At 44.6% G+C, this 12,618-nt stretch carries 8 protein-coding genes; 4 read left to right on the top strand and 4 right to left on the bottom strand.

Features of this window, described 5'->3' with window-relative positions; all coding sequences use genetic code 11:
* Nucleotides 1-27: 27 nt before the first annotated feature.
* The 4 genes from purD to lhgD all read left to right on the top strand — a co-directional run bounded on the left by purD (nucleotide 28) and on the right by lhgD (nucleotide 5,056).
* A complete protein-coding gene (gene purD, locus X939_RS0120030; protein WP_025765064.1) occupies nucleotides 28-1,317 on the top strand; it encodes a phosphoribosylamine--glycine ligase in 1,290 nt (429 codons plus the stop codon).
* Nucleotides 1,318-1,333: 16 nt separating this feature from the next.
* Complete coding sequence (locus X939_RS0120025) at nucleotides 1,334-2,536, top strand: PSP1 domain-containing protein (RefSeq protein ID WP_025765063.1); 1,203 nt, start codon at nucleotides 1,334-1,336, stop codon at nucleotides 2,534-2,536.
* A 60-nt stretch (nucleotides 2,537-2,596) separates the two neighbouring features.
* Nucleotides 2,597-3,793: an anhydro-N-acetylmuramic acid kinase gene (locus tag X939_RS0120020; protein WP_025765062.1), complete on the top strand. Its 1,197-nt coding sequence runs from the start codon at nucleotides 2,597-2,599 to the stop codon at nucleotides 3,791-3,793.
* Between the two features lie 63 nt (nucleotides 3,794-3,856).
* Nucleotides 3,857-5,056: an L-2-hydroxyglutarate dehydrogenase gene (lhgD, locus tag X939_RS0120015; protein WP_025765061.1), complete on the top strand. Its 1,200-nt coding sequence runs from the start codon at nucleotides 3,857-3,859 to the stop codon at nucleotides 5,054-5,056.
* A 130-nt stretch (nucleotides 5,057-5,186) separates the two neighbouring features.
* Here lhgD and X939_RS0120010 read toward each other — a convergent pair whose 3' ends face one another.
* From X939_RS0120010 to X939_RS0119995, 4 genes are all read right to left on the bottom strand, one after another.
* A complete protein-coding gene (locus tag X939_RS0120010; RefSeq protein WP_025765060.1) occupies nucleotides 5,187-6,641 on the bottom strand; it encodes an amino acid permease in 1,455 nt (484 codons plus the stop codon).
* Between the two features lie 128 nt (nucleotides 6,642-6,769).
* Complete coding sequence (secDF, locus tag X939_RS0120005) at nucleotides 6,770-9,724, bottom strand: protein translocase subunit SecDF (RefSeq protein ID WP_025765059.1); 2,955 nt, start codon at nucleotides 9,722-9,724, stop codon at nucleotides 6,770-6,772.
* A gap of 92 nt (nucleotides 9,725-9,816) precedes the next feature.
* Complete coding sequence (locus X939_RS0120000; protein WP_025765058.1) at nucleotides 9,817-10,209, bottom strand: hypothetical protein; 393 nt, start codon at nucleotides 10,207-10,209, stop codon at nucleotides 9,817-9,819.
* 132 nt (nucleotides 10,210-10,341) lie between these two features.
* Nucleotides 10,342-12,372, bottom strand: coding sequence for a tetratricopeptide repeat-containing sensor histidine kinase (locus X939_RS0119995; RefSeq protein WP_025765057.1), 2,031 nt, complete (start codon nucleotides 12,370-12,372; stop codon nucleotides 10,342-10,344).
* Nucleotides 12,373-12,618 lie beyond the last annotated feature (246 nt).

Here is a 12,618-nt window from a genome sequence, read left to right as displayed (position 1 = left end):
ACAAGCTATCCAAGCTGATTACAAACAATGAATATACTTATATTAGGATCGGGAGGAAGGGAACACGCATTTGCCTGGAAAATTAGTCAGAGTCCATTATGCGACCAGTTATTTGTAGCTCCCGGCAATGCAGGTACTGCTGCCGTGGCTACCAACCTACCCTTTTCTTATAACGATTTTGCCTCCTTGCGCAATGCCGTGCTGGAACATAAGGTCGAACTGGTGATCGTAGGCCCTGAGGAACCTCTGGTCAATGGTGTTGTCGATTTTTTTGAAGCGGATTCAGAATTGCAGCATATCAAATTGATTGGCCCTAACCAGGCAGGAGCACAGCTGGAAGGAAGTAAGGATTTTTCTAAAAATTTCATGGAAAAACATGGAATTCCTACCGCAGCTTCGCGGACTTTCACTGCCGACCAATATGAGGAAGGCCTGGCATATATTGCGCAGCACAGCTTACCCGTAGTACTGAAGGCGGACGGCCTTGCCGCCGGAAAAGGGGTAATTATAGCCGAGAAGCAGGAAGATGCCAACCAGGCTTTAAAAGAAATGCTCCTGGACGGCAAGTTTGGTGGAGCGGGAAATAAAGTGGTGATCGAGCAGTTTCTCAAAGGCATAGAATTATCCGTTTTTGTACTGACCGATGGTGAAAACTATAAAATATTACCAGAAGCCAAGGACTATAAGCGCATTGGAGAAAACGATACCGGCCTCAATACGGGGGGTATGGGAGCAGTTTCTCCAGTACTGTTTGCTGATGCCAACTTCTTAAAAAAAGTAGAAGAAAAGGTTGTTAAGCCCACCTTATCGGGACTGAAGGCCGATGGAATAAAATACGTAGGCTTTATTTTTATAGGGCTGATGAATGTAAAAGGCGAACCTTTCGTTATAGAATATAACGTGCGAATGGGCGACCCGGAAACGGAGGTGGTTTTACCCCGGATTCAGTCGGACTTCGCGATGTTGATGGCAGCTACGGCCAAGGGAATCCTGAATGAATACGAATTAGTGATCTCTCCGCAAGTGGCTGTGACAACAGTTGTAGTGGCAGGCGGCTACCCCGGCGACTACGAAAAAGGAAAGGTAATAACTGGTAGCCAGAAAATAGAAGATGTGTATCTGTATCATGCTGGTACCACCTTTAATGCCAATACTGAAGTCGTGACCAATGGGGGGCGTGTCATGGCCTTAACGGGCGTTGCCAACTCCCTGGAAAATGCCGTTCGTAAATCGCAACATGCCGCTCAGACGGTGCAATTTGAAGGCAAATATTTTCGTCGCGACATCGGAATGGATTTAATTCGTTATAACGATTGATGAAGAGGAACAAGATATGGGATGTGGATCATGTTCATCTGGAGGCTGCGGGACCAATGGTGGCGCCGTTTCCGGATGTGGAAGTAATGGAACCTGTGGAACAGGTGGATGTAATAAAATGAATGTTTACGACTGGTTGAGCCATATGGACATCCCAGCCAGTCAGCGTTTTGATGTAGTAGAGGTAAAATTTAAAGGAGGTCGAAAGGAATATTTCAGAAATATAAATCAGCTAACGTTTATAACGGGTGATTATGTAGTCTGCGAAATGGCCTCAGGCCAGCATGTGGGCACTGTTTCTCTGCAGGGAGAGCTGGTACGGTTACAAATGAAACGTAAGAATGTCGCCATCAATGACGATTTACATGTCATATACCGGTTGGCAACAGAAAAAGATTTGGACAAACATACCCAGGCCATGGCCCGGGAGATGCCTACCCTGTACCGCACCAGAGAGATAATCCGGGAGCTGAAGTTAAATATGAAATTATCAGACGTGGAGTTCCAGTCTGATAATTCCAAAACCACCTTTTATTACTCTTCGGAAGAACGGGTAGATTTCCGTGAACTGATTAAGCTCCTGGCTTCTGAGTTTAAGGTGCGTATCGAGATGCGACAGATTAGCTTAAGACAGGAGGCCTCTCGCTTGGGTGGGCTAGGTTCCTGTGGAAGGGAGCTATGCTGCTCCACCTGGCTTACCGACTTCAAGAATATCTCTACGGCTGCGGCCCGCTATCAAAATCTATCTCTAAATCCCGCTAAATTGTCGGGGCAATGTGGCAGACTTAAGTGTTGCTTAAACTACGAGCTGGAGACCTATATCGATGCTCTGAAGGACATTCCTAGTATTGACGCTCCCTTGAAAACCAAAAAGGGTGTAGCAACACTACAAAAAACGGATATCTTCAAAAAAATAATGTGGTTCGGGTTCGACAAGGAGACCAACTGGTATCCGGTGGCCATAGAGAAGGTTCTGGAGATTATTGAGCTTAACAAAAAGAATATTATCCCGGAGTCACTGGAAATTTTAACCCCGGAAGTCACCCGCATACAAGAGAAAGGGGGATTGAAACTTAATAGTGACTTGGAAAATCTCGATAAGAAATACAGCGACGAACAAAAAAAGAAGAAAAGAAGAAAAAGCAGGTCGAACCGGCAAAGAAATGGAAACAGGCAGCAACCTAATACCCCTGCTGCCACTCAGTCCAAGAAAAGTTAATTCAGCGGCTCACAGATCTCATATTTGTGGGCCGTTTTTGACATCCTATCCTACTATCCAGTGAAAAATCAGATAGAAAAACTATACCAAATCGCCAATAAGGCGGAACGTACCATCATTGGACTCATGTCTGGGACCTCTCTGGATGGGCTCGATGTGGTATGCTGCCAGGTGAGTGGTAGCGGTGCTCAAACCACTTTGAAAGTCACCCATTTCCATACGGTTCCTTATGACGATATCATTAAGGATTCGATCCGGAAGATTTTTGCCAAAAGACAAATTGACCAACAGGAACTCTGTCTACTACATCCCTATATTGGTGTGTTACATGGTCAGATGATCAACCAATGCCTGTCGGAATGGGGACTACAACCTCATCAAATCGACCTGATAGCCAGCCATGGTCAAACCGTTTACCACGCACCTAAAAAGCAACATCAAATTGAAGGCTATGCCAATGCAACCTTACAGATTGGCGATGGGGATCATTTGGCAGTGACCACAGGGATCATTACCCTTAGCGACTTTAGGCAAAAGCATATCGCTGTGGGGGGCGAGGGAGCACCATTGGCCGTTTATGGAGATTATTATTTATTTGCAGAAAAGGGTCATAACAGGATTCTTCTGAATATGGGGGGGATCGCAAACTTTACCGTACTTCCCGGCAGCCTGGAAGCAGAAGGGATATTTACGACCGACACCGGACCGGGCAACACCCTGATAGATGCTTATATGCGTCGACTATTCCGACTACCTTACGATGACAATGGTGCCGCCGCCTCAAAGGGAGTCATTAATGCGACTCTATTGAACATTATAAAGAAGGCACCCTTTTTTGATAAACCCTTTCCAAAAACAACCGGGCCTGAGGTTTTTAATTTTGATTTTGTAGAATCAGCTATCCAGCAGGCCAGGCTTACTACCCTGTCCCGAAATGATATAATCGCTACCCTTACCCAGTTCAGTGCTGATACGATTGTAGATGCCATAAAAAAGGCCATCGACCCAACCCAACCCTATACCATCTATGGAAGTGGAGGCGGCGTTCATAATCCAGTACTTATGGCAGCTATACAAGCACAGCTGCCCAACTACCCCGTGCTCAATCTGGAAGTACTAGGCGTTACCGGAGATGCCAAAGAAGCGGCATTATTCGCTGTTCTGGCCAACGAAGCGGTGGCTGGAGACGGAGAACATTTTGGATTCAGAGAAGGTGTCCCCCGGGTCACCATGGGGAAAATATCATTTCCTGCCTGATCTCAAGTATATAACCCAAATCATTAGCCGAGGGATCGATCCCTCAACTGCATAAAAAAGCATATGTACGACATCACCATTATTGGCGGCGGAATAGTAGGACTCGCTACTGCACTTCGACTTAAAGAGCAAAAACCAGCCTTAAAAATACTCCTTCTGGAAAAGGAAGGGGGCGTAGCCCGGCATCAGACAGGCCATAACAGCGGGGTGATTCACTCGGGTCTCTACTATAAACCAGGAAGCCTCAAGGCCAGCAACTGCATCAGGGGATACAAAATGCTCTTAGACTTTTGTAATAAAGAGGAAATCCCTTATGACCTCTGCGGTAAGATTGTGGTGGCTACTCGTCCTGAAGAAATCCCACTTCTTAAAAATCTTTTCGAAAGGGGACTGGAAAATGGGCTTACCGAAAACCGTATGATAGGCGCCTCAGAAATTAAAGAAAGAGAGCCCTATGTGAATGGTTTGGAAGGAATCTGGGTACCCTATACCGGGATTATAGACTATAAAACGGTAGCAGAAAAATATGCCCTTTGCTTTCAAAACATTGGCGGAGAGATTCGCTTTAACCAAAAGGTTGTAGACATCAAAAGTCAGGGCCGCAGCTCAGAGGTAATTATATCGGGAGCTGAAGTAATCCAGACTAAACTGATCGTCAATTGCGCCGGGCTTTATTCGGACAAAGTCGCACAGCTTACCCAACCTGAGCAAGTTAAGGTCAGAATCATTCCTTTCCGTGGAGAATACTATAAGATTAAACCGGAAAAACATTATCTGGTCAAAAACTTAATTTACCCGGTTCCCGATCCTAACTTCCCCTTTTTAGGCGTTCACTTCACCCGAATGATAGAAGGAGGTATAGAAGCAGGCCCTAACGCCGTCTTTGCATTTAAGCGGGAAGGATATACCCGTACCGATATCAATGTAGGCGAACTTATGGAATCCTTAGCCTGGCCTGGCTTTCGGAAGGTAGCCCTGAAATATTGGCGCACGGGCATGGGTGAGTATTACCGCTCTTTTTCCAAAGCCGCCTTTACCAAAGCCCTTCAGGCCCTGATCCCTTCTATAGAGCAGGATGATCTGATTCCGGGAGGCGCGGGAGTACGTGCACAGGCCTGTGACTACGATGGTGGCTTGCTTGACGATTTTTCCATTTTGGAAAATAAGGGCTCTATCAATGTCTGCAATGCCCCTTCTCCGGCCGCTACCTCTTCGCTTTCCATAGGTCAGACAGTCTCCGAGCACGTACTCCGAAGACTCTAGCACAAATCCAGAAAGTACTTTCTACCCTATGAGGGTAGTAGTTTATCCATCACATTTCTGAAGGATTTACAATGAAAATGGCCTCCCTGGTGTAGGGAGGCCATTTTCATTGTAATATTATAATTATCTTCTATTGCTCTTTGCCTAACTTACTATTCTTTTTACCATAAAAGAAATAGATGGCTAAGCCCAGAGCCAACCAGATTGCCAGACGGTACCAGCTTTCAATGGGAAGGGAATACATGAGATAGACACAGACAATAATGCCCATTAGCGGAACAAAAGGAACCAAGGGTGTGCGGAAAGACCTGGGCAGATCAGGGCGTTTCACCCGAAGCATCCATACCCCTACGCAGACTAGGCTAAAAGCAAACAGAGTTCCTATGCTCACCATATGCCCCAGGTCACTCACAGGAACAAAACCAGCGAAGATGCTTACAAACAGCATAAAGAAGATATTGGTTTTCCAGGGAGTGCTGAACTTAGGATGTATTTCACTAAAGAATTTCGGAAGCAAGCCATCCTTAGACATCGAGTAAAACACTCTACTTTGTCCAAGAAGCATCACCAGCATCACGGAGGTATAACCGGCTAAAATTGCGACAATCAGCCCTGTTTGCAGGCTATCATATCCTGTAGCAGCAAATGCGGTGGCAGCAGGTTTGGCATCGTTGGCAAATTCCTTGTAGTTAACCAACCCCGTCATTACATGGGCAAAAAGAACATACAAGATGGTGCAAACGATTAACGAACCTAATATACCAATAGGCATGCCCTTTTGAGGGTTTTTAGCCTCTTGGGCAGCGGTAGAAACCGCGTCAAAGCCTATAAAGGCAAAGAATACTACGGCAGCACCAGTAGCAATACCACTCCAGCCGAAATTTTCGTAATTCCCAGTATTCTCAGGAATATAAGGCACATAGTTTTCAGGATTGATATGACTCCAGCCCAGGCCAATAAATATCAGCACAACCGCCACTTTCAATATTACCAGAAAGTTGTTCAGATAAGCAGACCCCTCGGTACCACGAATCAACAGTAATGAAAGCATCCATACAATAAGGATAGCAGGCAGGTTAATAATACCATTGTCGATAATAGTTCCATCACTGAGGGTTAACACCTCAAAGGGTGATGAAACCAGCTGAGTGGGAAGATGAATATCAAACTTACTTAAAAATTCCAATAAGTACCGTGACCAGCTAACGGAGACGGTTGCAGCGCCCAGTGCGTATTCCAATACCAAATCCCAACCTATAATCCAGGCTACAAATTCTCCCATTGTCGCATAAGAATAGGTATAGGCACTTCCAGCAATAGGAATCATAGAAGCGAATTCAGCATAACAAAGTCCGGCAAAACCACAGCCTACGGCCGCCACAATAAAGGAGATCGTTACCGCTGGCCCGGAGTGCTCGGCAGCGGCAATACCAGTAAGGGAAAAAAGACCCGCCCCGATGATGGCACCAATACCCAGTGCTACCAGGCTCAGGGATGAAAGAGAACGTTTGAGTTGGTTCTCCTCCCCTGTGGACTCTTGTAATAATTTTTCAATGGGTTTTTTAAACCAGAGTTGACTTGCCATATTTTCTCGTTTAGTTATAGTCTGTTTCTATATTGAATAAAGTATAATTTTCGATTAGCTACTGATTTTCAGTAAGAATCAAAAAAAGGGAAAGCGTAAACGCCTTCCCTCTCTTGATAAATAATAAACTAGACCTTTGCGTTTTTGGCGCTAGCCTCAACTGTAGCTGGAGTCAACTCCTTGTTTCTCTCACGCTGAAGTAAATCAACTACTACTGGTGCGGCCACGAAAAGTGAAGAATAAGTACCCACTACAACTCCTAGCAACATACAGAAAGTAAATCCACGAATGACTTCTCCTCCGAATATAATCAACACCAGAAGTACCAGAATTACCGAAATACCCGTCACAGCGGTCCGGCTCAGGGTACTGTTCAAGGCATTGTTAATAACGGTAGGCAAGCTTTCACTTTTGGCACGATCATGGCTCATATAGTCCCTGATGCGGTCATAAATCACGACCGTATCATTCATAGAATAACCGATCATCGTCAGGATTGCCCCGATAAACGCTTGGTCAATGTCTAATGAGAAAGGAAGTATTCCATTGAATAATGAATAAATAGCCAGAATAATAATCACATCATGGAAAAGAGATAGCAGCGCACCATAACTAAAGGCCAGTCTTTTGAATCGAATAAAGATATAGGCAAAGTTGGCAGCTAGTGCCAGTAGAATCGCATAAATGGCCGAAATCATGGTATCGTAGGCCATGGTAGGTCCAACCTTGTTATAACTTACGATTTCAGCCTTATTACCAGTCATTTTCGAAGCTCCTTCCATCACTTTGGCTTCGGCTTTCTGATCGGCATCAGGCGACACGTCGTCGATCAAATAAGCAGTTGTGATTTTAACCTGATCATTACCTCCAAAGGTTTTTACCTCCGGGGTACCCTCCAGGCTCTCACTAAGTGCCTCACGAAGCTTGTCCGTCTCTACAGATTTTTCGAATCGAACCACATAAGAGCGTCCGCCTTTGAAATCGATGCCTAGACCAAAACCTTTGAAGATAAACGACCCAATCCCGATAGCGATGATAATCGAAGATATCATATAGAAGCGACGGCGTTGGGAGATAAAATCGAAATGATTATCCTTAAACCAGTTTTTAGTAAGTCCGGAATAGAAAGAGAAGGTTTTTCCCTTTTCTATCTGAGCTTCCAGGAAAAGTCTGGTAATAAAAATTGCGGTGAATAGAGAGGTTACCAGACCAATTACCAGGGTAGTTGCAAAACCCAGGACAAGTCCCGTACCGAAGGTATAAAGAATGATACCAGTCAGCAAAGTCGTAACATTGGAGTCAAGAATAGCCGACATAGAATTCTTAAAACCATCGTTCACCGCCTGCTTAAAGGGTTTGCCTTCCTGTAATTCGGCCTTAATACCTTCATAAATCAGTACGTTGGCATCGACAGCCATACCGATGGTCAGTACAATACCAGCAATACCCGATAGGGTTAGTACAGCTCCCAGAGAAGCCATTACTCCTAATAAGAAGAATAAGTTGATCAGAAGTGCCATATCAGCGATCCAGCCTGCACGAGAGTAGTAGGCAAACATGAACACCAATACAATCACCAGACCTACCAGTGAAGAAATTACACCATCGCGAATAGCCTCTGCCCCCAGTGTAGAACCTACTACTGCTTCTTCCACAATATTAGTAGGAGCGGGAAGCTTACCAGCCTTCAGGACATTGGACATATCCTTGGTCTCTTCTATGGTGAAGTTCCCGGTAATGCTTGAATTACCATTTGGAATTTCCCCTTGAACGGTAGGAGCCGTATACACCAGATCATCGATAATAATCGCCACCGGACGGCCTACACTGCGGCCTGTCAGCGACTTCCACTTACGAGCGCCTTCGCCATTCATTCGCATTGTCACCTCAGGACGTCCACGATCATCGTAATCATGAGTGGCATCCACAATCACATCACCTTCCATTGCTGGTTGGCCACCTTGTTTTTTAATAAAATATAAGGGCAATATCAATTGACCATCATTGGCGTCCATACCCTTTCTGTCCCACATAAATACCAGGTCAGCAGGGAAAAGGGAACGTACTTCCGGACTTTTTAAGATTCGGTTGGCCCGGGCAGTATCCTTCAGATATACGCCCAACCCTTGAGGCATGGGTACGAATAAGCTAGTCAATGCACTGCTTTGAGCAGCGGCTTGGGCGCTGTCCGACTGTGTAGAGTCGGCTTTCTGAGCCAACTGAGCTGCCAGACCCGTAGCATCAGATTTTTTGCTGGTGTCGGCTTGGCTGCTGGTTTGAGGAGCTGTAGATTTCTCTTTCGCTTCTTCACGCTCCAGGTAGGCACCTAAGCCTTCTAAGGCCGGCATAATTTCGTTGGTGAGATAAACTTCACAAAATTCTAATTTAGCAGCCCCGGAAAGCAAACGACGTACACGCTCCGGATTCTCTACTCCAGGAAGTTCTACCAAAATGCGGTTGGTATTAGGCAAACGCTGAATATTGGGGTTAGTAACTCCAAATTTATCGATACGGGCTTGGGTAATCTGGAAGGCTCGGTCAATAGCCCCATCGACTTCCACATTCAGCATTTTAACTACTTCTGACTCCGAAGAACTGCTATTTATTTTCTCCCGGTTAGCACTAGTAGCAAATACTGAGGCAAGGCTGGTATTAGGTGAAGCCGACTTATAAGCTTTAACAAAGAGATCAACAAATGAACTAGTGCTTGTTTTCTGAGCTTGGCTGGCATCGCTTAAGGCCTTCTGGAAAGCCGCTGAGCGAGCATTTCCTCCTGCAAGTCCTTTTAGAATATCTACCGGTGATACTTCAAGCACTACATGCATCCCACCCTGAAGGTCGAGACCTAGGGTAAGCTCGCGTTCCATTACTTCTTGCAAAGTCTGCCCCAGATATACCTCCTGGCGCCAAAGCGAGTCTATATACTGTTGTTTTTTGGTAATGTCTACCGTGCCATCTGCTGCCGTTGCATAGGCTTGCGCTTTGCTTTTAATATTTCTGGACACAAATGTGAACGAGAGATAATAAATGCTGATAATGGCCAGGACTATGCTCAGGCCTATTATTCCTTTTTTATTCGTCATCTTTTCTTTTACTTTTTATTAAATGCAATACAATGAATGGAGGAGTCCATAGAATACCTCTGGACTATATCATAAAAGGATTCTCAGAGAGGCTAAGGGGCATTGGTAACAATACTGACCCCAAAGATTCGACAAAAGGTATTGCGGATTGGATCGGCTCCCTGTTCCGGGGCCAGGAGATAGGCAATACTTCCCAACATCTGCCATAATTGTGTGGGAAGCAGGTGTAAATATTGTAAAAAGTCAAAGGAGAGCGATGGGGTTATCACCGCATTCAAAGACAAGGCGCGTACCACAACGTCGGTACCAGAAGGCAAGGCATCTTCAGAAGACGCCTTATCCGTATGCGCTACCAGGCTGGATGTATAACTTCCAGAAACAATTCCAGGCTCTGTCACAGGCCATGATCTACCTGCAGCTACCATGAGAACCATGGCAGACATCAGTATAGTAATGGCCTGATTAATAAGCTTTTTTGTTTTCACAAGGGATTAACGCGTTCAATTAAGGCGCAAATTATAAAGTAAATCGGCAAAATCACAAATACAATTTAGATAATCTTACCAAATGTGCTTCAAACGGGCCCCAGGCCCTCCGATTATAGGGAGAATGGAGGATTATGATTTATTTTCTACGTCCATATTTTGCCGGAAGGGAATTTCTATAAAAAATTGTGATCCAACTCCTTCATGGCTTTCAAACCATATATTCCCCTGATGCGCTGTTACCACTTCCTTTGAAAATGGAAGGCCAATCCCATAAGACTTTTCACCTTGGGTGCCACTTCGTTGGGCCCCAGCATTTGTATCGAATAACTGAGAGGATATTTCATCGGGAATACCAATTCCCTTATCGGCCACCTCCAGCCTCATTTTCCCGTCAGCATGACCTAAAATAACCGTTATCGCCGAATGGCTTGGGCTGAATTTAATTGCGTTGACAAGAAGGTTTACCAACACCCGGGTCAGTTTTTCTCTGTCCCCCTCAATACTGACAGACTCTAAAACCTCTAAATAAATATTTTGTTTCTTCTCTTCCGCTTTAAATCGTATCTGATCTACACATGCCTGAGCCAACTCAACCATATCGACCCGTTCTATCCTTAGTTCGGAGGTGTTGGGGCCTATACTATTGGAAAGCACATCGCGAATCATGTCCATGGATTGCCAACTTAAATCCTTAATCATAGTGGCCATACGCAATTGCTCTTCATCAAACTGAGCCTCATCCAGAAGAATGCTGGAAATACTGGCTATGGCCCCAATAGGACTCCTTAAGTCATGAGCCACTACCTTCAATATTCTATCCTTTTCCTCACTACTCCGCTTCAGCTCCTTCAAAGTCTGTTCGTATTTGGTATTCTGTATACTGATCTGCACGTTCAGATTTTCAAGTTTGGACAAGTTCTGACGTGAAAGCCTCCAGTTTCTCCAAATCAAAAATAAGATCAACAAGGCCATAGCCAGTAAGGATAGCGCCAAATAAAGCCATACCTTCTTGAGTTCGTTGGCCTGTTGTAGCTCCTGGTTATCACTTTTCTGGCGCAAATGCTGGAATTCCTTATCCAGATCGGCCATATATAGCTGATGTTGAACAGAATCGGAGCTGGATTGTAATCGCTGATATTTCTTCAGATATACGTAGGCCGAATCCTGTTGATTATTTTTAAGATAATAATCCGACTTAAGTTTTACATAGCGCTGCTCTACATAGGGGTCGTACAAAGAATCAAGGGAGGCCTTTAATTTAGTCAGTACAGCCACAATTTTTTGAGATTGATTGGTGGCATAATAAAGCTCACCCAATTTGATCATAGAGGTCTGAGCGTCAAAATTGTCGTAGCCTTTTTGTGTGTTAATGGCTATACTCTTGAGGAGTAATGCCTCAGCTAGACCGTATTTCCCCTTATTGAGATAAAAATTGGATTGATTACCATAAATTACGGCCTTGGCTACTTGTGCATACCCACTTCTCGATGGATATTTAGGACTTTCCCGGTTAATATATTCAAGCGCTCTGTGGCTATAGGCAAGTGCCGAGTCTATCTGATTGAGCTTACCTAAACTGATACTGGTATTATTTAGTAATTCTTGTGTTCTGGCGAAGACATCAAAACTGGCCGGGCAAGACTCTATTACTTTCAGACTCTCTTTAAAACGATCGGCGGCATCAAAATATCGTTCTTGCTTATAATTAACCATTCCGAGCCGGTAGATGCACTCACTGAGTGCGCAAGGATCTCCCTTTTTTTCTGCTGCCAGTTTTCCTTTAAAGTAACTTTCGTAAGCCAGATTATACTTCCCTAGGTCGAAAAGACGGTCTCCCTTTAAAAATAAGGCACCCGTATAAACGCTAAAGTATTGCCCCTGGATAGCGGGAGTTGGTAATAAGGCAAGAAGACTGTCTAGATATTCTATCGACTCCAGGGGTTCGTTTATCCTGCCATAATATTCCCCGCCTATAAAGCTGAACCGGGCCAAATAGTCGCCTACGCCTGGAGAGTCTATACTTGCAAAAGCCGAGTCATAGTAGGCCCTGGCTCCTTCCATTTCCCCCTTATCAAGCATAGCAGTGGCATGCTCCCGAATTTGCCTCATCAATTCCGGATTATCGGCTCCGCTAGGTGTATCATCGGGGGTACATCCCATGAATATACTGCACGCAACAATGACTAGAACATATTTACATGCCTCAAAACAATTCTGAAATATATCCACCGACATAATTACTAAAAAACACTCAAATAAAGAAAGGGCCTCAACTTAAGCCCCAGGTGCTATATGCTGAGGCTCAGTTGAACTAAATATATGAATATTTTTAAGACTTCCATAGCGATACTCTAAAGCATTTTTCCAAAATTTCTAGAAATAAATCGACAGTCTATCCATATATTT

This window comes from Dyadobacter tibetensis Y620-1 (assembly GCF_000566685.1).
In the GTDB taxonomy this organism is placed as follows: Bacteria; Bacteroidota; Bacteroidia; order Cytophagales; family Spirosomataceae; genus Dyadobacter; species Dyadobacter tibetensis.
The sequence above is the reverse complement of the archived record's forward strand: the minus strand, read 5'-3'. Positions and strand labels throughout refer to the sequence as shown.